At 42.2% G+C, this 23,425-nt stretch carries 27 protein-coding genes and 1 rRNA gene; 18 read left to right on the top strand and 10 right to left on the bottom strand.

The window, feature by feature from the left end; translation table 11 throughout:
* The first annotated feature begins 553 nt into the window (after nt 1-553).
* A complete protein-coding gene (locus BMZ06_RS15365) occupies nt 554-1,315 on the top strand; it encodes an NUDIX domain-containing protein (protein WP_089753249.1) in 762 nt (253 codons plus the stop codon).
* Nucleotides 1,316-1,356: 41 nt separating this feature from the next.
* Here BMZ06_RS15365 and BMZ06_RS15360 read toward each other — a convergent pair whose 3' ends face one another.
* Nucleotides 1,357-2,148 carry an HAD family hydrolase gene (locus tag BMZ06_RS15360; RefSeq protein ID WP_089753247.1) on the bottom strand — a complete coding sequence of 264 codons (792 nt, stop codon included), beginning with the start codon at nt 2,146-2,148 and terminating at the stop codon, nt 1,357-1,359.
* Nucleotides 2,149-2,357: 209 nt separating this feature from the next.
* Between BMZ06_RS15360 and glcT the strand changes: the two genes are divergently transcribed.
* From glcT to BMZ06_RS15345, 3 genes are all read left to right on the top strand, one after another.
* On the top strand, nt 2,358-3,200 hold the full coding sequence (gene glcT, locus BMZ06_RS15355) for a glucose PTS transporter transcription antiterminator GlcT (protein WP_089753245.1): 843 nt from the start codon (nt 2,358-2,360) through the stop codon (nt 3,198-3,200).
* A gap of 240 nt (nt 3,201-3,440) precedes the next feature.
* Entirely contained in the window at nt 3,441-5,477 is a 2,037-nt protein-coding gene (gene ptsG, locus BMZ06_RS15350) for a glucose-specific PTS transporter subunit IIBC (protein WP_089753243.1), read from the top strand.
* A 24-nt stretch (nt 5,478-5,501) separates the two neighbouring features.
* Nucleotides 5,502-5,768, top strand: a complete 267-nt coding sequence (locus BMZ06_RS15345; protein ID WP_014642312.1) for a phosphocarrier protein HPr — start codon at nt 5,502-5,504, stop codon at nt 5,766-5,768.
* A gap of 389 nt (nt 5,769-6,157) precedes the next feature.
* Here the strand turns inward: BMZ06_RS15345 and BMZ06_RS15340 are convergent, their stop codons facing one another.
* Nucleotides 6,158-6,817 carry an SDR family NAD(P)-dependent oxidoreductase gene (locus BMZ06_RS15340; protein WP_089753241.1) on the bottom strand — a complete coding sequence of 220 codons (660 nt, stop codon included), beginning with the start codon at nt 6,815-6,817 and terminating at the stop codon, nt 6,158-6,160.
* A gap of 117 nt (nt 6,818-6,934) precedes the next feature.
* On the opposite strand from BMZ06_RS15340, the gene BMZ06_RS15335 reads away from it, so the two are divergent.
* Nucleotides 6,935-7,276, top strand: a complete 342-nt coding sequence (locus BMZ06_RS15335) for a YfhH family protein (protein WP_089753238.1) — start codon at nt 6,935-6,937, stop codon at nt 7,274-7,276.
* Nucleotides 7,277-7,312: 36 nt separating this feature from the next.
* Here BMZ06_RS15335 and BMZ06_RS20795 read toward each other — a convergent pair whose 3' ends face one another.
* Nucleotides 7,313-7,456 carry a YpzG family protein gene (locus tag BMZ06_RS20795; RefSeq protein WP_158512348.1) on the bottom strand — a complete coding sequence of 48 codons (144 nt, stop codon included), beginning with the start codon at nt 7,454-7,456 and terminating at the stop codon, nt 7,313-7,315.
* On the bottom strand, nt 7,449-7,622 hold the full coding sequence (gene sspK, locus BMZ06_RS15330) for a small acid-soluble spore protein K (protein ID WP_089753236.1): 174 nt from the start codon (nt 7,620-7,622) through the stop codon (nt 7,449-7,451). Before sspK ends, BMZ06_RS20795 begins: the two co-directional genes overlap by 8 nt.
* A gap of 114 nt (nt 7,623-7,736) precedes the next feature.
* On the opposite strand from sspK, the gene BMZ06_RS15325 reads away from it, so the two are divergent.
* Nucleotides 7,737-8,003, top strand: coding sequence for a YfhJ family protein (locus BMZ06_RS15325; RefSeq protein ID WP_089753234.1), 267 nt, complete (start codon nt 7,737-7,739; stop codon nt 8,001-8,003).
* Nucleotides 8,004-8,049: 46 nt separating this feature from the next.
* On the opposite strand, the gene BMZ06_RS15320 is transcribed toward BMZ06_RS15325, so the two are convergent.
* Nucleotides 8,050-9,057: a metal-dependent hydrolase gene (locus BMZ06_RS15320; RefSeq protein WP_089753232.1), complete on the bottom strand. Its 1,008-nt coding sequence runs from the start codon at nt 9,055-9,057 to the stop codon at nt 8,050-8,052.
* A gap of 60 nt (nt 9,058-9,117) precedes the next feature.
* Between BMZ06_RS15320 and mutY the strand changes: the two genes are divergently transcribed.
* Nucleotides 9,118-10,206 (top strand): A/G-specific adenine glycosylase, encoded by a 1,089-nt coding sequence (mutY, locus tag BMZ06_RS15315; RefSeq protein WP_089753230.1) that lies wholly within the window; start codon nt 9,118-9,120, stop codon nt 10,204-10,206.
* Here mutY and BMZ06_RS15310 read toward each other — a convergent pair.
* A complete protein-coding gene (locus BMZ06_RS15310) occupies nt 10,196-10,420 on the bottom strand; it encodes a cytosolic protein (protein WP_089753228.1) in 225 nt (74 codons plus the stop codon). The two genes, mutY and BMZ06_RS15310, sit on opposite strands and share 11 nt — an antisense overlap.
* Before the next feature lie 270 nt (nt 10,421-10,690).
* Here BMZ06_RS15310 and BMZ06_RS15305 point away from each other — a divergent pair, with 270 nt between their 5' ends.
* The 4 genes from BMZ06_RS15305 to BMZ06_RS15290 all read left to right on the top strand — a co-directional run bounded on the left by BMZ06_RS15305 (nt 10,691) and on the right by BMZ06_RS15290 (nt 14,420).
* Nucleotides 10,691-11,536 (top strand): C40 family peptidase, encoded by an 846-nt coding sequence (locus BMZ06_RS15305; protein WP_089753226.1) that lies wholly within the window; start codon nt 10,691-10,693, stop codon nt 11,534-11,536.
* 126 nt (nt 11,537-11,662) lie between these two features.
* The gene (locus tag BMZ06_RS15300) at nt 11,663-11,845 is read left to right on the top strand and encodes a gamma-type small acid-soluble spore protein (protein WP_089753224.1); all 183 of its coding nucleotides are present in this window, start codon (nt 11,663-11,665) and stop codon (nt 11,843-11,845) included.
* A 194-nt stretch (nt 11,846-12,039) separates the two neighbouring features.
* Complete coding sequence (gene ntdP, locus BMZ06_RS15295) at nt 12,040-12,567, top strand: nucleoside tri-diphosphate phosphatase (protein WP_014642322.1); 528 nt, start codon at nt 12,040-12,042, stop codon at nt 12,565-12,567.
* A gap of 74 nt (nt 12,568-12,641) precedes the next feature.
* Nucleotides 12,642-14,420, top strand: a complete 1,779-nt coding sequence (locus BMZ06_RS15290; RefSeq protein WP_089753222.1) for an ABC transporter ATP-binding protein — start codon at nt 12,642-12,644, stop codon at nt 14,418-14,420.
* 765 nt (nt 14,421-15,185) lie between these two features.
* Here BMZ06_RS15290 and BMZ06_RS15285 read toward each other — a convergent pair.
* The 3 genes from BMZ06_RS15285 to BMZ06_RS15275 form a co-directional block, all read right to left on the bottom strand.
* Complete coding sequence (locus BMZ06_RS15285; RefSeq protein ID WP_089753221.1) at nt 15,186-16,253, bottom strand: FUSC family protein; 1,068 nt, start codon at nt 16,251-16,253, stop codon at nt 15,186-15,188.
* A gap of 327 nt (nt 16,254-16,580) precedes the next feature.
* Nucleotides 16,581-17,876 (bottom strand): glutamate-1-semialdehyde 2,1-aminomutase, encoded by a 1,296-nt coding sequence (locus BMZ06_RS15280; RefSeq protein ID WP_089753219.1) that lies wholly within the window; start codon nt 17,874-17,876, stop codon nt 16,581-16,583.
* Between the two features lie 203 nt (nt 17,877-18,079).
* Entirely contained in the window at nt 18,080-18,166 is an 87-nt protein-coding gene (locus tag BMZ06_RS15275) for a YjcZ family sporulation protein (protein ID WP_079478425.1), read from the bottom strand.
* 254 nt (nt 18,167-18,420) lie between these two features.
* Here BMZ06_RS15275 and BMZ06_RS15270 point away from each other — a divergent pair, with 254 nt between their 5' ends.
* The 5 genes from BMZ06_RS15270 (at nt 18,421) to perR (ending at nt 21,563) form a co-directional block, all read left to right on the top strand.
* Entirely contained in the window at nt 18,421-18,831 is a 411-nt protein-coding gene (locus tag BMZ06_RS15270; protein WP_089753218.1) for a potassium channel family protein, read from the top strand.
* 62 nt (nt 18,832-18,893) lie between these two features.
* Nucleotides 18,894-19,364 carry a thioredoxin-dependent thiol peroxidase gene (bcp, locus tag BMZ06_RS15265; RefSeq protein ID WP_089753216.1) on the top strand — a complete coding sequence of 157 codons (471 nt, stop codon included), beginning with the start codon at nt 18,894-18,896 and terminating at the stop codon, nt 19,362-19,364.
* Between the two features lie 118 nt (nt 19,365-19,482).
* Nucleotides 19,483-20,436: a D-2-hydroxyacid dehydrogenase gene (locus BMZ06_RS15260; RefSeq protein WP_089753214.1), complete on the top strand. Its 954-nt coding sequence runs from the start codon at nt 19,483-19,485 to the stop codon at nt 20,434-20,436.
* A 3-nt stretch (nt 20,437-20,439) separates the two neighbouring features.
* Nucleotides 20,440-20,997, top strand: a complete 558-nt coding sequence (locus tag BMZ06_RS15255; RefSeq protein ID WP_089753211.1) for a cob(I)yrinic acid a,c-diamide adenosyltransferase — start codon at nt 20,440-20,442, stop codon at nt 20,995-20,997.
* A 122-nt stretch (nt 20,998-21,119) separates the two neighbouring features.
* Nucleotides 21,120-21,563 carry a peroxide-responsive transcriptional repressor PerR gene (gene perR / locus BMZ06_RS15250; RefSeq protein ID WP_089753209.1) on the top strand — a complete coding sequence of 148 codons (444 nt, stop codon included), beginning with the start codon at nt 21,120-21,122 and terminating at the stop codon, nt 21,561-21,563.
* 71 nt (nt 21,564-21,634) lie between these two features.
* On the opposite strand, the gene BMZ06_RS15245 is transcribed toward perR, so the two are convergent.
* A complete protein-coding gene (locus BMZ06_RS15245; RefSeq protein WP_089753207.1) occupies nt 21,635-22,012 on the bottom strand; it encodes a YgzB family protein in 378 nt (125 codons plus the stop codon).
* Between the two features lie 130 nt (nt 22,013-22,142).
* Here BMZ06_RS15245 and BMZ06_RS15240 point away from each other — a divergent pair, with 130 nt between their 5' ends.
* Both BMZ06_RS15240 and BMZ06_RS15235 read left to right on the top strand, forming a co-directional pair.
* Entirely contained in the window at nt 22,143-23,009 is an 867-nt protein-coding gene (locus tag BMZ06_RS15240; RefSeq protein ID WP_089753205.1) for a nucleotidyltransferase-like protein, read from the top strand.
* A 349-nt stretch (nt 23,010-23,358) separates the two neighbouring features.
* Nucleotides 23,359-23,425 (top strand): 16S ribosomal RNA (locus BMZ06_RS15235); the annotation flags it as partial.

Below are 23,425 nucleotides of genomic sequence, written 5' to 3'. Positions count from 1 at the left end.
AGTGCCCTCCTTCCTATCATGGTTGGACTTAAGAACTCGAGAGGCTAGGCACCGAAACTAGCATGGAGCTGGCGGAGATAAAGGAAACACGAAGAGCGGAGTGATTCGATGTTGACTTATCGCACAGAAGTGAGGGAAGTCTCACTAGACGCTAGGTGCTGCAGCTGGATAGCTCACGCTGACGTTTATATTATGAGTTATGCTTAACTCTTATAAAAGTGTAAGAGTGGGATGAACATGATCGGTAAGATCCCGGAAGGCGAAGCCTGAGGAAGCTTACCACAAGGGATGTTCGACTAAGATCGCCACGTCCTGTGGCAACGTCGTACGACCCTGCGTCGTGCAGGGCCGGAAAACGAAATCGTCCCTCGCAGGACCTAATTCCACAAAAGTCTCGAAATCGAGTCTTCAAGTAACGGGAGCTTTACTATAAGAATTACTTTAGATATTTAATTGAGAGCATAAGAAAAAAGTACCTGATTAACTTAAAAATAATTTTCGTGTATACTATTTAAAGGTGATAAAAGTACTATGAGAATAGGGAGGACGACTTATGATTTATAAGCGTTATACATATCAGATAAAGCCTGAACAATATGAACCGTGCACACGTTTTTTTCACGAATACATACTACCTGCTCAATTAGGACATGGAGCACGACTAATCGGGAGGTATGTGACAACAACGCGCGATGAAATTACTTCTATATGGGAGTATGATTCCTACGAGGACTACGAAAGGATCACGGAAAACGTGTATGCTTCCGAGCTTTACCATATGGCCTCCCAGAGAAAGGAAGAATTAAGTCCGATATTTGAACACCTTAAGGAAGACTTTATTGAAAGTACTGGAGATTATCATTTTACTAAGCATATTGTATCGGTTTCTGCTTATATCACCAATAAAAAGGGAGAATTGCTGCTTGTAAGAAATGAACATCGGAATGATACGTATGAAATGCCGGGCGGAAGAATGGAGAAAGGTGAAAGTCTGGAAGCGGCAATCCGAAGAGAAATTCTTGAGGAAACTGGTATTTATGCTCAAATAGACGGAATAACAGGCGTTTATCACAATATGACCCAGGGGATTGTGTGTATTGTTTTTAAAGGAAAGTATGAAAGTGGTCAATTAAAGATCCAGCCTGGTGAAACGGAAGAGGTCATGTTTCAGGATTTAACAGAAGTAGATTTAACGGACCTGGTAACCAGAGATCAATTTATAACCAGAATTAAAGATGCCAGAGATAGCCAAGGAGTAGCGGTTGAAAGTTACTATGTAAAACCGTATGAACTTCTTCACCGAATGGAAGAATAATAAAAGCTGCTGACCATAGATAAGTCAGCAGCTTTTATACTTTATAATAATCCTTTTTTCTCTAAATCTTCAATCGCTTCATGCACATGGTCTACAATGGTATTGGCTCTCTCCTGCACCTCTTTATGAGCCGTTGACATGACATAGTTATGAGGCGTAAGTGCGAACATGGCCAAGTCATTGAACGAATCTCCGACGCAGGCAATTTCATGAGGCTGGATGTCCAGTTTGGCGATCAAGGAATGCAGACCGCTTCCTTTATTAATAGACTTTGGCATTATGTCTACACACGTTTCATGGGAGATGAAGCTATCCGTGGTCTCGCCAAAAGCTTCATGAATTCTTTTATAAGCTGCGGTCACATCGTCTTCCTTCCCGTGAAGAGTGATTTTCGATGGAGCGATGGTTGTACCGAACTGATCGGCCATTTGTGGTTCGACAATAATATCGTGAAACAACTGTTCAGAAATCTTATCAATCCATTCATTGTGTTCCTTCGTAAATGTCTGATCAGAAGTTGAAACGGTCTTTATCATAGGCTCTTGTTCAATGTGGTCCATAACCTTTCTGGCCAGATCGCCTTCAAAAGTTTTAGAATGAATGTGTTCATCCGATTCATTGTAAACAAACGCTCCGTTTTGACTAATACGATGTCCCGGCACTTTGAGACGGTTCAGCACTTCTTTTATTTCGTGGTCCATGCGTCCGGAGGCGACCGTTAGAGGAGTACCTTGTTCGACCATCCGTCTCAGCGCATCTATATCTTCGTTTTTAATATAGTGGTCCATTCCGAGTAATGTCCCATCAAGATCACTGACAAACAGTTTAATCATGGATGAGGCTCCTTTCCTTTATCCTACCTGTAATACTTTTTTACACCCTAATGATTGTACATGACGTAAGCGCTTTTAGACAAAGGAAAATATCCGAACGATAGTGATCTTGTAAAATAAACATAAGAACTATAGGATAGAGAAACAGCCACTTGAAACCGTTTTTATAATAGAATTGAACTATTAGGATTTTTAGGAGGGAGGATAGAATGGAGCAGAACGTAGTCATTAAGAAAATCTTAAACAATAATGTGATTATTGCAGAACATCCTTCCTATGAGGAAGTCGTATTGATTGGAAAAGGGATTGGATTTAATCGAAAAAAAGATGATTCGGTTTCTTTCAACAAAGCGGATAAGACCTTCCTTTTAAGTAATGAGAAGGAAAAACAGCAATATGTTGATCTGGTTCCCCACATCGACGAAGAACTCATCGATTTTACGAATGATATCTTGTTTCATATTGAAAAAAGGATGGGGGAAGAGCTGAATCAGCACATCCACGTGGCTCTAACGGATCACTTAGCTTTTGCAATTAACCGGGCCAAGAAGAACATGCAGTTTTCGAATCCTTTTCTGCAGGAGATTGAATCGCTTTATCCTAAGGAGTACCAAATTGCAATGGAAGTCGTAACCATGATTTATGACAAACTGGGTATACAATTCCCGGAAGGCGAGATTGGATTTATTGCTCTTCATATTCATAGTGCGGTCACAGATAAAACGCTGCGGGAGATTAATCGTCATAATCAGCTGATCAACCAGTTAGTTCAGCTGGTCGAAGATACGATGAAGGTTACGATTGATAGGAAAAGTATTGATTACCACCGCCTGGTACAGCATTTGCACCGAGCAATTGATCGCGTTCATCAGGGAGAAAGTGTGGGCGAAGAAATTAAACTCGCAAACATGTTGAAAGAAGAATACCCTGTGTGCTATAATTTAGCTTGGAAGTTGATAAAAGTGATGCAAAAGTGGCTCAAAAAGCCAGTAGATGAATCAGAAGCTATATATCTCACGATTCATTTACAACGATTAACCCATAAATCCTAACGTTACGTGTTACTGATACGATCAGGCATGAGTATCGGAAGATTTCGCGGTTATCATTAAGGGTGAAGTGTACCCAATGGTAGCTGATTGATCTTCTATACTCATGCCTTTTTTATTGCTCTTTTGGAATGATGCCGCGTCCTATGTGACGCTTTCATTTTTAAAGTAAATGTAACCGTTTTATCTGTTAGGAAGCGAAGCCAGTTTTGGATCACAATTTATAATTAAGGAGGAAATCACATGTTCAAAAATGCTTTTGGAACGTTGCAAAAAGTAGGTAAAGCCCTTATGACACCTGTAGCTTTGCTGCCGGCTGCCGGGATCCTGCTTGCTTTTGGTACAAGCTTTGCTCAGGACAGCTTTGTTGAAAAAGTACCTTATTTTGGAACCCCGTGGGTCCAAACCTTGTTAGAGGTTATGGCCGAAGCGGGTGGTGTAGTTTTTGATAACTTACCGCTTTTATTCGCGGTAGGGGTTGCGATTGGATTAGCTAAGGGTGACGGGGTTGCCGGATTAGCCGCTATTATTGGTTACTTAATTATGAACGTCGTTATGGGTGTACTCGGGAACGTGGACGCCGATATGACCTCAGACCCTGCTTATGCAGAAGTCCTCGGTATTCCGACCTTACAGACCGGGGTTTTCGGAGGTATCATTGTCGGTATACTCGCCGCATTTTTGTATAATAAGTACTTTAATATTGAGTTACCTCAGTTTTTACGATTCTTTGCAGGAAAACGATTTGTGCCGATTATCACAGCATTTACGTCTTTATTCTTAGGAATTATTATGCTTTGGGTATGGCCATTTGCACAGACTGGATTAAATGGTTTGTCCCACTTAATGCTTGAAGGAAACCAGACGATTTCGGCTTTCTTCTTTGGATTAATTGAAAGATCATTAATTCCGTTTGGTCTTCACCACATTTTCTATTCACCATTCTGGTTTGAGTTTGGCAGCTATACTAATGAAGCCGGGGAGATCATTCGCGGTGACCAGACGATTTTCTTTGAACAGCTGAAAGATGGAGTGGAATTTACGGCAGGAACATTTATGGTTGGTAAGTTCCCGTTTATGATGTTCGGGCTTCCAGCTGCAGCACTTGCTATTTATCACACGGCAAAACCTGGACGTAAAAAAGTTGTTGGCGGTATTATGGCTTCTGCTGCGTTGACTTCTTTCTTAACAGGAATTACAGAGCCGATTGAATTTTCCTTCTTGTTCGTAGCTCCTGTCCTATTTGGTATTCACGCGGTGTTTGCCGGTCTTTCATTCATGACTATGGAAATCTTAGGAGTGAAAATCGGTCAGACCTTCTCAGGCGGACTGATTGACTTTATTCTATTTGGAGTTCTTCCTAACCGTACCGACTGGTGGTGGGTCATCATCGTTGGGCTAATCTTCTCTGTCATTTACTACTTTGGTTTCCGCTGGGCGATTCTTAAGTTTAACTTAGCAACGCCGGGCCGCGAAGATGAAGCAGATGACGAGGAAGACCAGGGCGAAGTAGGAGATCTTCCGTATGAAATTCTGCAAGCTATGGGTGGTCAGGAAAATATCTCCCATTTAGATGCTTGTATTACACGACTGCGCGTTTCAGTAAATGATAAAGAGAATGTCAATAAAAATAGACTTAAAAAACTTGGCGCTTCCGGGGTTATGGAAGTAGGAAACAATATTCAGGCGATCTTCGGTCCGGTTTCCGATACGCTTCGCGGACAGATGCAGGACATTATTGATGGCAAGACGCCTCGTTCCCGTGAAGATGTCGCAGAAATTGTAAATGAGGAAAAAGCCGCTCAAGCCCCTGTTACAAAAGGTGAACTTAACTTTGTAAGTCCGATAAAAGGGAAAGTTATGCCGATTACAGACGTGCCTGATCAAGTATTCTCTGGTAAGATGATGGGGGATGGCTTTGCAATTGACCCGCAAGATGGTAAGATAGTTTCGCCGGTAAACGGTAAGATCCTTAATATTTTCCCTACCAAGCATGCCATAGGGTTAGAAGCCGAGAACGGAATGGAAATTCTTGTTCATATCGGAATCGATACCGTAAGCTTGAAGGGAGAAGGCTTTACAGCACTAATTTCCGAAGGCGATGAAGTGAAACAAGGCCAGGCGATTATGGAAGTGGATCTAGATTACATTAGAAACAATGCTCCATCCGCTATTACGCCGATTGTCTTCACAAATCTAGCTGAAGGACAAGAAGTACGTGTTAAAGCCTCTGGTGAAGTTCAGCATAACGATCCAGATATTATTGAGATTACAAAATAATTATTTTAAAAAGGAGATATCGTCATGAAGGAACATTCTATGAAAATAACAGCAGCTGACGGCGTACATGCTCGTCCGGCCACAGCACTTGTTCAAGTAGCTGGAAAGTATCAATCTGAAGTAAACCTTGAATATAAAGGAAAATCCGTTAACATGAAATCCATTATGGGTGTAATGTCATTAGGTATTCCAAACGGTGCAGAGATTAAATTCACCGCTGAAGGTTCTGATGAAGACGAAGCTGTAGAAGCAGTTGCAGCTAAAGCGAAAGAAGAAGGTCTAGGCGAGTAAGACCTAATAAATGAAGGAAGAAGCTGGTCCATTGGGCCGGCTTCTTTTTTGGTTGAACCTGATTTTTATCTTTACGTGTGGGGAAAGGAAGATGACTTAATCTCGAGGTAACGCACGGCGCAATTGAGGTAACGCACGGCGCAATTGAGGTAACGGACGGCCCGATTGAGGTAACGCACGGCCCGATTGAGGTAACGGACGGCCCGATTGAGGTAACGGACGGCCCGATTGAGGTAACGGACGGCCCAATTGAGTAGCCACACGGCCCGAATGAGAAGCCTCACGGCACAATTGGAGCTTCTCTATTCACGTTAAAAACAATGATTTAACATTGCCAAATACAAAAATAAATAAAAAACCCCGCAAGAATGCGAGGTAGCTCAGACGATTTACTGGTCGATAATAATTTCTTTTCGTCCATCATCTTCGTTATAAATTTGTTCAGCTACGCCTTCCGGTCCTTTTAGCTGATCGGGATTAGATACGTGAGTGGATTCTTCCCAGAAAGGTGTATTCATTCCGCCCATAAAGACTGAAGTGGCTGTCAGAGACTCATCTTCCCATTCTTTTTGCAGGCTCTCTGTAAATCCTTTCACAGCAAATTTACTGGCACAATAGATACTTTCATTTTTCTTCCCGCGCAGCCCGGCAGTAGAGATGATATTCAATACTCGTCCATTAGTTTCTTTCAGCTTAGGATAGGCAGCTTGAGTCACTAACATGGTTCCGCGGACATTTGTCGTCCACATGTCGTCCATTTGCTTTTGGGTGTACGTATGAAGTTCACCGAAAATTCCAAGCCCGGCATTATTGATCAGTACATCTAAATCTTCGACCTGACGTAATGCTTCTGAAATAGAGGCTGGTTCAGTCACATCACAGACGATAGCCTCTGCCTGTCCTCCTTTTTCTTCAATTTCGTTCTGTACAACTAATAATTTTTTCTCTGTGCGCCCGGTAACGATGACTCTGTATCCGGCAGCTCCGTACTGGTTGGCCAATGCCCTGCCTAGTCCTGATCCAGCGCCAGTGATAAATACGGTACTCATGAACCTCTCTCCTTGATTTTCTTTTGTATATCATTATTCATTGTGAAGAAACCCTGATAAAATGTAAAGAAAGGCGTAACATCCTTTTAGTATGTAAGGTTTTTGAGGAGGAATAGAATGGAACGTCGATATAGTGATATGAGTCAGGAAGAATTAAGGCAGGAAATAGCTGACTTGACGGAGAAAGCACAGAAAGCTGAACAATTCGGCATGGTTAATGAGTTTGCGGTGCATGAGCGTAAAATCATCATGGCTAAATCATATATGATTAACCCGGAGGAATTTGGTCCGGGAGAGCTTTATGAAATTGAAGGCGATCCTGAAAACACCTTTTATATTCAATATATGAATGGAGTATTCGCATGGGGGTACCGCCGTAATCAGGCCGGCGTTAAAGTAACGGAAGAATCAGAAGAGGCTCTTCCAATATCCATGTTAGGACAAAAAATAGAGAATTAATAAAGCAGCGCGCGATCACTCGCGCGCTGCTTTTAATTACATGCGTTTTTTTGCTTGAACTTCGGTAATGATATCAGACTGCGTTTGTTCTGTTTCGCCATTTACTTTATTACTTAAGTGCTTAACCCCTCTATGAGCGTAGAAAGGTGATGCACTTGGTCTAAAGTTTTTCTTACCCACGGCGATTCCTCCCGACTTGGTTAACATCACGATCTCTGGACTTAGCCGCCCGCTCTTGCGGCTGGTTATTAATGGTCCCGTTTGGACGTAAAGCGAGCATATCGCTTTGATCATCCGGTGAGTGTGTCATTTTTATATTCGGAAAGTTTTTAGACTTATTACGCATTGGATACCCTCCTGTTGTCCCTTTGTGGGGGACAATTATAGTATGTGCTGATGCGTAGTAAGTATGTGATACAATGAGGTTGTAATCCTTGGTAAAGTTGAGGTGAATCACACAATGAATGAAATATTTGAGCGATTAGCTGATCAGCTCTATTATAAAAACGGGCATATGACGATAGAAGAAGCGAGAACCTGGGTGGAGTTATTATGGGAAGATTTTGATTCCACAAGGGCAAAGGCGGGGTACGATTATCAAGGAAAGCAAGTGACTGAACAGATTGTCACCCGCTGGATTGAAAACTATGGACCCAAGCTTCATGAATATATCGCCACAAATCCCAAATATCAGGATCTTTTTGAGAAAAAAAGACGCATGCATTGATAAAGCAAAAGCCGTGCTGTGATAAGCACGGCTTTTACGTTGATGTCTAACCTTTAGACTGGGGAATAGGACTAACCTTGTCCTGAAGTTTTTCTTCCGTAAACACCCATCCCGTGTAGGAATTTAATATCTTTAAGTCATCATCTCCATGTTCGTCATCAATCTGAGCAAGGGCAACGAACGGATAGCGGCCTTTGGAACGATACCGCAGATCAATGAAACGTACCTCTGTGTACTCATCAAAATAGGTGATTTCATAGCGATACACAGGAGAAAAGGATAAAAATGCTTTGATGTTATGATCGGTTAAAGCTTTTTGTACTACAGGATCCTCATAATCAATCGGTTTATTTATGAATTCATCCAGTATGGTGATGTGTCCATTTTCTGCACGGCCTACATAATAATTCGTAGGGGTCGTAATGGCAATTCTCCAAATGTTCTGCTGCATGGTCGGAGATGTAGCGATTTGTTCGACCTCATCAAAATTTTCTTTGATCAATCGAACCATTTCCCGTTTGTCAAAATACCGTTTCACATAATAAACGGCAATGACGAAATAGATCAGGAGCCACATCAACCCGGGATCCGCACCAAGATTCCAGGCTACAATCCCGGCCAGATGCAAAATGAAAATATACGGATCAAAGGTGTTGATAAATCCATAGGCAACCCATCTTTTGGTGAAGGGCCGGTAAGCCTGAGTTCCATATGCATTGAAAATATCCACGAAAACGTGCAAGATAACAGCTAGGAAAGTCCATAACCATAGATGCAGAAAACTCACTTCAGGGGTGAATAAATAGATGAGGCTCGGAATACTGAGTCCCCACAGAAGGACTGCAGGAACGGAGTGGGTGATTCCTCTATGGTGTCTGATATAGGTTGCATTATCTTTTAACTTCAATACAGTATCACAATCGGGGGCTTGAGAACCGACCAAGGTCCCGATTAATACGGCATTGAATAAAGCGGGGTCGGATTGGACAACTGGATCGAGTGTAGCGATCCCTCCGAGTGCCACACCCATGACCACATGTGTGCCGGTGTCCATGATGATTCCTCCTTTGGGCCAGCCATTCTATTAGTAGTTTATCACGAAGGAAGTTGATCCATGAAAAATTTAGAAAGAGTCCAGCAAATTATGCAAAATTTTGATCGAGAATTATTTAGACAGAACCTTATTCAATGGTTTAGAAATGAACAACGGGTTTTACCCTGGAGAGAAAACCAGGATCCTTACCGTGTGTGGGTATCAGAAATTATGCTCCAACAAACCCGTGTCGATACGGTCATTCCGTATTTTAATAACTTTTTAACGAAATTCCCAACGTTAGAAGCCCTGGCAGAGGCGGACGAACAGGAAGTGCTCAAGGCGTGGGAAGGTTTAGGATACTATTCCCGTGCTAGAAATCTGCAAAACGCAGTAAGAGAAGTTGTTGAGGAGTATCAAGGAGTGGTCCCTTCAGAACCGGAGGAAATCGCAAAGTTAAAAGGTGTCGGCCCTTATACTAAAGGGGCAATATTAAGTATTGCCTATGACAAGCCTATTCCAGCTGTAGATGGAAACGTCATGCGGGTATTATCCCGGATTTTGCATGTGGAAGAAGATATTGCGAAGGCAAGTACAAAAAAATTATTTGAAGAACTCATAACAGAACTGATTTCCCATGAAGATCCTTCTTCATTTAATCAGGGTCTTATGGAGCTTGGGGCATTAGTATGTACTCCGAAAAGTCCATCGTGCCTGCTTTGTCCGATTCAGGAGCAATGTCGTGCTTTTGAACAGGGGATTGAAGAGGAACTGCCGGTTAAATCCTCAAAGAAAAAACAAAAGAAAGCCCCTTACATGCTGCTGTTGATTCAAAATGAGCAAGGAGAAGTCCTCATTGAACAAAGACCCTCAAGTGGTCTCCTCGCTTCATTATGGCAATATCCCATGTTACCACTTGGGGATGTAGACCGGGAATCAGCACCACATTGGTTTTACGGGGAATACGGTTTAAAAATAGAGTTAAAAGAAACGAAACAAACCATCAAGCATGTATTTTCTCATTTAATTTGGGAAATGGAAGTCGTAACAGCGGAAATCATCGGTGGTGAACTTGACCATGAGCGAGCCCGCTTTGTAACCCTGGATGAAAGGAACGACTATCCATTCCCGGTTTCTCACCAAAAAGCTCACAAATACATTAATTCATAAATGTAGAAGCGTCGCTTGTCCAAACAGCTTCACGCTGTTTAAGACCTCCGCGGCGCTTAATTTCTTCATTGATTTCCCTTAATATGGTTACTCCTTCAGAGTTTAGATACGGAGCGGTTTGAGATAAGGCATAATGAAAATATCCAAGCTCTCCATCTTGCCAATCCTGCTTTGATTCCATGGATAAACGCGAAAAATCTCTTCCTTCATACAATTGAAATCCCTCCTCGATTTACTTTATGTCTGATTGGACTACTCATACCCGTTAATATAAGGAATCTGTGACTTTAGACACGTGTGAGTGAATAGTTAACACATTTGTAATAGAAATGTAACATTGGTTTGCCGCCCTAGTAGTACCAAAGGTTCATGATAATTTGTCGTACTTTGTTTCTGGTTAGGACTATTTACTTTTTTGTCAGAATTGTGAATAATTAGTTTCAGAAAGCAGATAAAAAATTACATATGAACAGAGGGATGAGGAATGGATAAAAAAAGATGGGCAGCGGCTGTCTGCGCGAGCATGGCAGGTGCCGTGCTTTGGAGCACAGCTGTATTTGCAGAAGAGACTCACCAAGTAGAAGCGGGAGATACCTTATGGAGGATAAGCCAAAAGTATGAGGCATCCGTTACTCAACTTAAATCGTGGAATGATCTTTCATCCAATGTCATTTATTTGGGGCAGCAATTAATTGTCGATAAGACAAACACCTCAACCAGTGGTGACTCAGATTCCACATCATCTTCAGGCGCTCGTACATATACGGTTAAAAGCGGCGATTCTTTATGGGCAATTGCAAATAAGCACGGGATGTCTGTATCAGCATTAATGAATTTAAATCATCTTTCCAGCACAGCGATTTATCCCAATCAAAAATTAAAGGTAAGTGAAAGCTACTCACCTGAAGATTCGGTTTCTTCATCCAATTTGACCATCCCAGAACCCGTATCCTCCTTTTCAAGTACAAGTTTGATCCAGGAAGCTAAGAAGTATTTAGGGACTCCTTATCAGTGGGGAGGAGAGTCACCTTCAGGCTTTGATTGCAGCGGTTTTCTGCAGTACGTTTTTGCTAAAGAAGGAATCCGTATTCCGAGAACAGTGGCTTCAATTTATGCTCATTCCAGCTTAGAATCCGTGAACCATTCTAATCGTCAGCCGGGAGACCTTGTTTTTTTTGAAACGTACAAACCTGGAGCTTCTCACGCAGGAATATATCTTGGAAATAACCAATTTATTCATAGTGGATCTACATACGGCATATCCATTGCCACTCTAACCAGTAATTATTGGTCGACCCGCTATATCGAAACAAAACGAATAATCAATTAACAGCTTGGCACCAAAGGCGCTTCTCCTAGAAGAAGCGTCTTTTTTCATGGAGCTGAAAAAAATAATTTATTTTTAGAATGAAAACAGAGAGATGTGTACACAATAATCTTTGCGGAGGTGATAAACATGGCTAAGCAACCAAAACAAAACAAAACAGCTGCTGGTACAGACAAAAATCACGTTAAACAACAGAACCAACAAGCTGCTCAACAAAATCAGAACCAACAATATGGTGCTGAATTTGCATCTCAAACGGATGCTCAACAAGTACGTGAGCAAAACCAACAATCTCAGGCTAAGAAAAAATAACCTGATTGATGGTTAAGGCTTGTCCAGGCTGTTTTATTAGCCTGTATCAATCCCCCGAATAAGAGAGGCCGCCAATTGGCGGCTTCTTTTTTTTACGTGAATTATCATAGAGGTTAATTATTTTCATTCCTTTCCAATTGTAGTTATAATAGACAGAAGGCATGATCGGACTACAAAAGGGAAGGGGGATCAACATGCCCGGCCCAGAAGCAGGAAAGCGGATTGAAATTCAAAGTTACAAGCATAATGGATATCTCCATCGCGTTTGGGAAAGTACCACGGTTCTGAAGGGAACCCGCCATGTCATTATTGGTGCAAATGATCGGACGACTGTCACCGAGAGTGATGGGCGAAGATGGACGACACGTGAACCCGCGATCTGCTACTTTCACTCCAAATACTGGTTTAACATTATCGGTATGCTGCGAAATGATGGAGTATATTATTATTGTAATATCAGTTCTCCCTTTATATATGAGGATGAAATGATTAAATACATTGATTACGATTTAGACATTAAAGTGTTTCCGGATATGACCTATAAACTTCTCGATGAGGATGAATATGAAATCCACAAACGCAGAATGAATTATCCTCATGTGCTGGACCGTATATTGTATAACAACGTAGATATACTTATTCGCTGGATCCGCCAGAGGAAAGGGCCGTTTTCACCGGAATTTATTGATCAATGGTATGAACGCTATTTAACGTATAGGTAACGTCAGATGCGCACTTCTAGATAAGTGCGCATCCTTGTTGTTTGTAAGGTAAGGAAAGGAAAGAAGGTGTTCGTTTGGATAGTATTAAACGCTATTTAAAGTTTGTAAAACCCTATAAGGGAAAGATTATCCTCACCGTCCTTATAGGTGTCGTAAAGTTTTCGATTCCATTATTAATGCCGTTAATTACAAAATATGTGATTGATGATATTATCAACGCGGATTCGCTAGCCCAATCTGAAAAAATAGATCAGCTGCTATGGCTGATGGGCGGGGCTTTTTTCGTGTTCATGATCATACGCCCGCCTATTGAGTACATTCGTCAATATATGGCGCAGTGGATTGGGAGCAATATTTTGTATGATGTCAGGGAAAAGCTGTTTGACCATATTCAACGGCTAAGCCTGCGATTTTATTCAAAAACAAAGACCGGCGAGATTATTTCTCGTGTGATTCATGATGTGGAACAAACCAAAACGTTTGTCATTACCGGCCTCATGAACATTTGGCTCGATATGTTTACGATTGTAATTGCTATTATTATTATGCTTACGATGAATGTTTGGCTTACTCTTGTGTCGATTGCCCTTTTCCCTTTGTATGGATTTGCGGTCAAGTATTTCTATGCGAGACTCCGCCATTTAACCCGTGACCGTTCCCAGGCACTGGCTCAGGTACAGGGCCACCTGCACGAACGCGTTCAGGGAATTCCGGTGACGCGAAGCTTTGCACTCGAGAATTATGAACAGGATCAATTTGACGTGCAGAATAAAAACTTTCTTGATAAGGCCATTACGCATACGAACTGGAATGCTTACACGTATTCTGTGACCAATACCATTACGGATCTTGCTCCATTACTTGTTATTGCCTTTGCGGGTTATCAGGTTATAACTGGTTCATTAACTATTGGTACAATGGTTGCTTTCACCGGCTATATGGAACGTGTCTACAGTCCACTCCGCCGCCTGGTTAACTCTGCGACCGTTCTTACTCAATCGATTGCCTCTATGGACCGTGTGTTTGAACTCGTGGACGAAAAATACGACATCGTGGATAAACCAGGGGCCAAGAAACTGGAGAAAGTAAATGGCGACGTTTCAGTTGAAAATGTTTCCTTCAAATACGACGAAGGTGAACCGCTTGTACTGAATAACGTCAGCTTAGATGTAAAACAAGGAGAAACGGTTGCTTTTGTCGGAATGAGCGGTGGAGGTAAGTCCACCCTGATCAGCCTGATCCCCCGTTTTTATGATGTTACGGAAGGAAGAATCATGATTGACGGTATGGACATTCGAGATGTAGAAGCCCGTTCCTTGCGAGATAAAGTTGGGATGGTGCTGCAGGATAATATTCTCTTTAGTGAATCCATCTCCATGAACATCCGTATGGGGAATCCTGACGCTACGGATGAAGAAGTGATCGAAGCGGCTAAAGCTGCGAATGCTCACGAATTCATCTCGAATCTCTCAAATGGGTACAACACACTGGTTGGGGAGCGCGGTATCAAACTATCCGGCGGGCAAAAACAACGGGTAGCTATCGCTCGTATTTTCTTAAAAAATCCACCTCTCCTCGTGCTGGATGAAGCGACCTCAGCCCTTGATCTGGAAAGCGAAAGTCTTATACAGGGTGCTTTAGAACGCCTCGCTTCTGATCGTACTACCTTTATCGTAGCTCACCGCCTTTCAACCATTACGCATGCGGATCGAATTGTGTTAATTGAAAACGGTGAAATTGTAGAAGTAGGTTCTCACCGTGAATTAATGAATAAACGCGGAAATTACTACAATCTATATCAAATGCAGGAGCTGGATGATAAACCAGGCTCCAAGGAATATTTACAAACTTAAAAGATACCATTGAAAAAAGGCTGAATCCTTCAGGGTTCAGCCTTTTTTGTAATTACTGATTGTGCTTGTGACGGTACTTTGAAATAATGACACTATTATGCGGGGCAGCAAAGGTTGTTCAAGAAGGGGGAGGAGAAAGGATGAGCATCGAAAATATTCTTATAGGAGTTGGATTAGTTTTCTTATTCATCTTCATCTTTGCCATATCAGCTGGGAAAAAGTAACGCAAGGCGGTATGCTGATTACATAACACTCTCTTAAAAATTTAGTAATCTTCAACTAAAGGGCCGGTTACTTTAAGACTCAGTTTCGAGATATTGGTTTACGAGGAAGGTCCTCCGGGGGATGATTCGCTTTCCGCGGGCATGTGCTGAGCCTCCTCGAGCTAAAGCTCTCCGGGGTCTCACCGATCATGTTTATCCCGCAGGAGTCTTCATCATCCCCCTCCGGACCTAGCCAAATCAGATGTTCGAAACCATTTAAGAAATCCCATATGTACTAAGAAATTAGACCATGTGATTTTGCAGCTGTTTTCAATATGTAACAATCGCAATAGCCTGTCATAAAAGCATGTAATACAGATTAAGAAGGAGAAAGTTTCTCTTCTAGAAAGGTCCATCTAACGTAACGGACCCAATTTATCTCGAAACTGAGTCTTCAAATAACAGGAGCTTTATTTTAAACCCACCTTGGAGTATTAATGGAGTGTACATAAAAAAGCTCAGGGGGTAAGATCCTCTGAGCTTTTAGTATGTGCGTTCGTCTTTATTTATCTGTGGTTTGAATATAATCGTCCTGGTGGTGGCTTTGGTAACTTTTTAGTAACCTTTTCAACTTCTCCAGCTGGTAGTGATATTCCATCAACTGTGAAGCTAAAGGCAGGAATACCAGCTTGTCAGGATTATTGGTTTGTTCATAGACATGCATCAACCGCTCCACCAAGAGAGGAATATTTGGCTCCTCAATTTGACGCAGCCCTTGTTTATGGGTGCGTTTAATTCTGCCTTTCAAGCTGAGAACCAGTTTTTCATGAGCATTAATAAGCTTATCGAGTTCATCCACGAGAGCATCCTGGAAATCTTCCGGAATCTGCTCAATTTTATGATCCAGTCTGTAAAAAGCTTTCAGTACATCAAAGGATTTCTTCGTAGTCGTAATTAGCTGACGGAAAAGCACAAGTTTCCTTCCTTTTGAAAAACGTCTTCCTTTAAAATAGGTTCGTTCTTCGGAGTATAGAAGGTACGTATGGTCTGTCCAGCGCATTTCATCCTGAATACGGACGATCTCATATTTTAAGGCAGGTTCATCGGACAGCTGCCGGGTAGTTACTCGGAGCCACTGGAGAATATCCGTCGTGGCCAGGTCGATTTTCTTGAATAGCCGGGTTTCATAACGCGGCGGAAGAAACACAAGGTTCACGATAAACGCAGCTAAGATTCCTAAGATCATTGAGGAAAAACGAGAAGTCGCAAAGTACATAAATGTCTGATCAGTAGAGTCCATTAAGGCAATAACAGCCACAACTGCCAGGGCGACCGTGTTTTCATTCATTTTTAAAGTGGTTGTGAACCCAATGACAAGTATAATCGCAAACCCAACCACAAAGGGATCGTTCCCAAGGGTAAATACGGCAACTACCGCAATAAGGGCTCCAATGGTATTTCCCTGAAGCTGTTCAATTATGGATTGGTAGGATCGGTAAATAGATGGCTGGATTGAAAAGACAACGGCAATGGCTGCAAGCAATGGGGAAATAAATCCAAAAAGGTTCCCAATGTATAAAGCTATAGCTACAGCAAGGCCTGTCTTCATCATACGTGCGCCGAGTTTCATAGCAGGCATCTTCCTTCAAATAAAAATAAACAATGAATTTATTATAACGCATATTATGTAAAATCGTACCCGTATTTTATCCAAAAATAAAGAGAAAAAAGATTGGAAGCAAAAGAAGAAGCTAATGCGACTAATCGCATTAGCTTTAAAGGGGGCTCTAGTTCTCACCAGAACCATGAAAAGGGAAAGAAATGAAACAAAGATCATAATTCAGTAGAGTTTTCAGAATTATAAATCTATTCTAGCATGATAATTTAGAATTTTCAATTAATTATCAAAGATTTATATAAAAAAGTTCCGGAGAAAGGACTCCCCGGAACTGCCGATCTATTCTTTACTCATAATCTCGAAAGTGCGGTCCACCGCTTGTAGCGTCTGGTCAATATCCTCATCCGTATGGGCTGTGGTTAGAAACCATGCTTCATATTTAGAAGGGGCCAGATTGATACCTTCCGCAAGCATAAGTTTGAAGAAACGGGCGAAACGTTCGCCGTCTGTGTTCTCAGCCTGCTCGTAGTTTGTAACCTCTTCGTCTGTGAAGTAAACGGTTAAAGCACCTTTTAGTCGATTGATCGTTAGCGTGATGCCGTATTGGCGGGCGCTTTCTATTATGCCTTTTTCTAGTTTTTCACCGAGGCGGTCCATTTCTTCATAGACGCCTTCTTGCTGAAGAACTTCTAAGCAGGCAATTCCTGCGGACATCGATGCAGGATTACCGGCCATTGTTCCGGCCTGGTAAGCAGGTCCTAAAGGAGCGACTTGTTCCATAATATCAGCCCGGCCTCCATAAGCTCCGATCGGTAGGCCGCCTCCAATGATTTTGCCCATGGCTGTCATATCGGGTTCAATGTCGAGAAGCTGCTGGGCACTTCCGTAGGTGAAACGGAAGGCAGTAATTACTTCATCATAAATGACAAGAGAACCGGCTTCATGGGCAAGTTCATTTACTTCTTGAAGGAAGCCTGGCTTAGGTTCAACAATACCGAAGTTTCCGACGATCGGCTCGACAAGCACTCCGGCGATCTCATCACCATACCGGGCGATAGCTTCTTTAAAAGGTTCAATATCATTGAAAGGAACAGTGATGATATCCTGAGCGATTGAAGCGGGAACCCCGGCTGAGTCAGGTGTACCGAGTGTTGACGGTCCTGAACCGGCAGCAACCAGTACAAGATCAGAGTGGCCGTGATAACAGCCGGCAAACTTAATGATTTTATTTCGTCCAGTATAAGCACGGGCCACGCGAATGGTTGTCATTACCGCCTCGGTCCCTGAATTTACAAAACGAACTTTCTCTAAAGAGGGGATTGCTTCCTTAAGCATTTTTGCAAACCGATTTTCAAGTACGGTCGGTGTACCGTAAAGTACTCCGTTCTGGGCAGCCTTTGTAATTGCCTCCGTTATGTGAGGGTGGGCGTGTCCTGTAATGATCGGACCGTAGGCACCTAAGTAGTCAATATACTGATTCCCGTCCACATCATAAAAGTGTGAACCTTCTCCTCGGTCCATGTAGACGGGGGTGCCGCCGCCAACACCCTTGTAAGCACGGGACGGCGAATTGACACCGCCCACGATATGTTCGGTTGCTTCTGTGTATAATTGTTCGGATGTTTTTATATTCATAGTTACCTCCTTACTGACATTCAGTACTTATTGTAGCATGGACGCCTGGAATGTAGGGATGGGCTGCACAAAAAATACCCTTCCTATAATGGAAAGGGTATTTTAAGCATGGTTAAATGATTAACCGCCGCTCGTGTGCGTAAGGAAAAAGCACCTCGCTAAATCACTTATGGTTTTATCCGGTGCTTTTTACTGGAATGATTTTAGTATACGAACGCTGCACCAACGATGATTAGAAGGATGAAAAGAACAACAATCAGCGCAAAGCCTCCGCCATATCCGTAACCCATTCACAATTCCCCCTTTCCGCTGTTTACTGTATCTTATGCTGCAATGAAGAAGAGGGGTGTGCATTCGCCCGGTCTCTAAAATAAACAAACGAAACCCCTAAAAAATGGCACCTCAGGTCATCCAGATTCTGGATGACCTGAGGTGCCATTTTTTAAGGGTTCATTGAGGTGAGCGTGGAGGCGGCATAATTGGAGGCTTCTGGACATAGGTAAACAGTAGAATACTGCTTGTCTCTCTAGGGGAGGAGTGCGTCATGATTATTATTGCTATTACTACGGTAAGCTTGATTTTAATCGCAGGCAGTCTGCGTCAAATATTCGCTTCCCTCGAATTCGAACATAAGATTTTTTCTTTTCAACTATTTCTCTCCATATTGCTTCTTTATACGATCGTTATGATTGGATTTGCGATTATTTATGTTTCTTTGATTGAACATGGGGTAATGGTGTACCAGGAGGGCGGTCAGTTTGAACTTTTACATTGGAAGGAAGAGATAGCAAGAAGTATGTACTTCAGCGGAGCAACCTTATTCACAGTAGGGTACGGAGAAATGGTACCAGTCGGTGTCGGACGCTGGATTGCTATTCTTGAAGCCATGATCGGTTATTCACTGCCGGCTGCTCTCGTTGCCAAGGTATGGCAGCACTATAAGATTGAACATTGAATTGGAAGTTTACATTCGTATAGGGTACGCTAGATATATAAATATTTTTAGGAGGGTTACGTATGACAATTGAAAAAGGAAAACAAGCACCTGATTTTACATTGCCAGCTAACAACGGGGAAAACGTATCATTATCTGACTATAAAGGAAAGAACGTCGTACTGTACTTTTATCCGAAAGATATGACTCCAGGCTGCACGAATGAAGCCTGTGATTTCCGTGATCACCACGAGAGCTTCGCGGATTTGGATGCCGTTATTCTAGGCGTCAGCCCGGACCCTGTAGAATCTCATAAGAAATTTATTGATAAGCATGATCTCCCATTCTTACTACTTGCGGATGAAGAGCATCAAGTAGCGGAAGATTACGGCGCATGGGTTCTTAAGAAAAAATCAGGCGAAGAGTATTACGGCATTGAGCGCTCTACTTTTATTATCGATAAAGAAGGTAATCTTGCAGAAGAGTTCCGCAAAGTTAAAGTAGAAGGACACGTAGAATCCGCGCTTACTTACATTCGTGAGAATCTTCAATAAAGACCAGGGAAAGCCATAGCCGGAAAATCGGTTATGGCTTTTTCTAAAAAAGCTTTAATTTTGAGTTGGTCAGGAAAAACAATTACTATAGAAGAAAGAGAGGAAAGGAAGTGAGAGGATGAAGGTTGTTTCAGCGATTAAAAGGGTCCCTGAAGATATACAGACCAGACTGAAAGAAAACTTTAATGAAGTGGAATTTCTTTTCTGTCACGGAATCGAAGAAGCGGAACGCTATTTAAAGGAAGCTGATGTATTTATTACATACGGGGAAGATTTGAATCCGGAACGCATCAAACAGGCCCGCCAGTTAAAGTGGATTATGGTCTTATCTGCCGGTCTTGATAAAATGCCATTCCAGGAAATTCAACAGAGAGGGATTCTTGTCACGAACGTCAGGGGAATCCACGCCGAACCAATGGCTGAGTACGCGATCTCCATGCTTCTTCAAGTCTCCAGGAATGCGAAGGCCTACGTGGAGTTTGAAAAAAACCACGAATGGAACCGACGAATGATCAATCAGGAAATCAGCGGCCGGACGATGGTTGTTCTGGGGACAGGAGCTATTGCCCAGGGAGTGGCAAGGCTGGCTCAGGCTTTTCGAATGAAAACCATTGGTGTGTCCAGATCTGGAAACTCTAAGCCGCATTTCGATGAAACGTATAAAGTGGAAGAGCTTCACCAGGTGCTCGATCAGGGAGAATACGTGGTGGCTGTGCTTCCAAGTACAAAAGATACGCAATACTTATTGAATTTAGATCACTTTAAAGCCATGCCTGACCATGCTATCTTTCTGAATATGGGAAGAGGCGACCTGGTTCAGTCGGACGTCATTCTTCAGGCTGTGCAGAATTCTTATATTGCTCATGCTGTCCTCGACGTGTTTGAAGAAGAGCCGCTGCCTGAGGACCATCCCTTCTGGGAAGAGGAAAAAGTAACGATTACGCCTCATACATCAGGCCAGTCTCCCGGGTATGTGCCGCGTGGCTTTGAAATATTTGAAGAAAACCTGCATACTTTTTTAAATAAGAAGGGCGAATTGAAAAACAAAATCGATCCAAAGCGGGGGTATTAAATCATGCGTATTTATACAAGATCGGGAGATAAAGGACAAACATCCTTAATTTACGGCAATCGTGTGGCTAAAAATGATATAAGGGTTGAGGCGTATGGCACGTGTGATGAAGCTAACTCAACGATTGGGCTTGCGCTGAGTCATCTGACGAAAGAAGACTGGGCAGATAAGGAATCGTTCCTTGAGTCCATGCAAAGAATTCAGACCATCCTTTTTCACGTAGGAGCTGAACTTGCCACGCCAAAAGGGAAAGAAGTAAAGTGGCAGGTAAAGAAAGAACATATCGAAGAATTAGAACAGCAGATTGATAAGTGGGACGAGGACCTGATGCCACTGAAGAATTTTATCCTGCCATCCGGACATTCAGCTTCAGCCGGTCTGCATCTGGCCCGTACGGTGGTAAGAAGAGCGGAACGTTCTGCGGTCGCATTAGAAGAGGAATTGGTTAATCCACTGGTTGTTTCCTATTTGAATCGTCTGTCCGATTTGCTTTTCGTAGCTGCAAGATACGTCAATCAGCAGCTGGGTGGTAAAGAAACCCCGCTTGACCCAGATGTATAATTTAATTAAGCAGGCGAGACGGCTTTTTATTGACAATAGATTTACAGACAGGTTACACTAATTATAAGGATTCTAATTTAATAATATTATAAATCAAGAATCAGTTTATGAAAGCGAGGTGCATGGCTGTGTCTGATCATCGATTGCAAGAAGCGGTGGATACACTGAAAGGTTCAGGTGTGCGAATCACTCCACAGCGTCATGCGGTGCTTGAATACCTACTGAATTCTATGACTCACCCAACAGCTGATGAAATTTATAAAGCGTTAGAAAGTAAATTTCCGAATATGAGTGTAGCGACGGTTTACAATAACCTCCGCGTATTTAAGGAAATCGGGCTTGTACGTGAACTTACGTACGGAGATTCATCAAGCCGTTTTGACTGTAATACTTCGGATCACTATCATGCGATCTGTGATTCATGCGGCAAAATTGTTGACTTCCACTACCCAAGTCTCAATGAAGTTGAATCATTAGCTGAACAGGTGACCGGATTTGATGTAAGTCATCATCGCATGGAAGTGTATGGAACGTGCTCTGAATGCAAAACTAATAACACTCACTAAAACTGGAAGCCCTGAGCTTCCGGTTTTTTTGTGCAAAAAAAGAATCCGCTGCTTAGAGCGGATTCTTTTCATCAGGTTTCATGCTGAGTCTTATTCTTTTTATATCGTTTAGAATTATATTTCTCGTCAAACTCTTCGCCTTCTAACGATTTATCCATGGTCAGCGGCTGGTTGCAGTGCATGCAGGCATCTACACGTCCAAGCATTTTGGTAGGCTTCTCACAGGACGGACATATAATTTGAATGGTCCGGGTGGATAACATGCCGATCCAGAAATACACGAGTGTACTAAGACCAACAAAGCCCATACCCAAAATCATAAAGAGAGCCATCAGCCAAGTTGTTTCTTTGAAAATCAATCCTATATACATAACGCCGATTCCGCCGAAAATTAACCAAAAAGCAAAGGAACGAATCTTATTAATTTTACTGCTGTATCTTAAAGCCACGCGTGTTCCCTCCTTACTATCTACAAGGTAGTATAGCACATTTCATCCATTGATTATATTTAGAAAAAAGGAATTTGCCAAAAAGTATCGAATAAACAAAACAAGCTGATATAGAATGTGGGGGACCAGAATGAAAGACGTATTACGTCCGATTTATCAAGAGAAAGCAAGTCAAAGCAATACACTAGGGGTCTTAATCCTAGAAAAAATGAAACCCATCAGTCCAGTGACGGACAATTTTGATGTCATTTTGTTCAACATTGTAAAGGACGCAGAAGAACTATGGTACGTGAAGCATTACGAATTCGAAAATAAATCAGCAGCTATGCACACGGTAGATGAAAAACTTTTGCATCACTGGATTGATACAAGTTCGTATCGCCGTGCCGTGGAATGGGTCATTAACGGCACCGTTATTTTTGAAAGGAATGAATATATCACCGAGTTAAAAGAACAGCTCCGAACGTTTCCGCAGGGGAAGAGGGATCTGAAAAAGGTGATCGAATTTGCTAAATTAATCCGGAGCTATAGCGAGGCCAAAGATCTTTATGAATCTGGACATTATCTGGATTCCTTCAGCCGGATGGTTCACTCGCTTCATTATCTAGCCCGCCTTTCGATTATTGAAAAAGGATTCCACCCTGAAGTTACTGTTTGGAATCAAGTGAAGAAAATCGAACCTGAAATCTACAAGTTATATCAAGAGTTAATTGAAAGTGGAGAACCTACTGATAAAAGAATCCATCTTATGATCATAGCAGTAGAACATTCCATTAGTAAGCGAGCGGAATCCAGTACGCAGCATTTATTAAGCCTTATGAAGGAACAAGAAGAACCCTGGTCATTCGGAGAATTAAAAGTACACCCAGAGATACAGGAATATATATTGGACTTATCTTCAATGATCGAACACTTAGTAGAAAAGAATATTATTGAAGTCGTCTTACAAGAAACGAAAGGAGACAATATCTTTCACCGAACCTATAAACCCTCATAAACCACTGCATTCTGCACATGTTATCCCTTTCTTTGCTGGATTTAATAAAGAAAGGGAATTTTTTTGCCGAAAGTTGTTGACGGTTCATAACATCCCATGCTATATTATTACTTGTCGCATTAAGACAGAGCGGCAAGCCGGCAACGGCAAACAAAAAATCATTTAAAAAAGTTGTTGACTTAAACGAGTCACGATGATATGATTATTAAGTCGCTGTTTTGAAGCGGCCAACCAAAACTTTTGATCTTTGAAAACTGAACGAACCAACCAGTACGTCAAGATATTCTTTCATTATAGAAAGAATTCAAACAAGCACATTCGGTGTGCAAAGAGCTAATCAATCTCAACTTTTATGGAGAGTTTGATCCTGGCTCAGGACGAACGCTGGCGGCGTGCCTAATACATGCAAGTCGAGC

The organism is Halobacillus alkaliphilus (assembly GCF_900113125.1).
Classification (GTDB): Bacteria; Bacillota; Bacilli; order Bacillales; family Halobacillaceae; genus Halobacillus; species Halobacillus alkaliphilus.
This window is presented reverse-complemented; position numbering and strand designations above follow the sequence as displayed.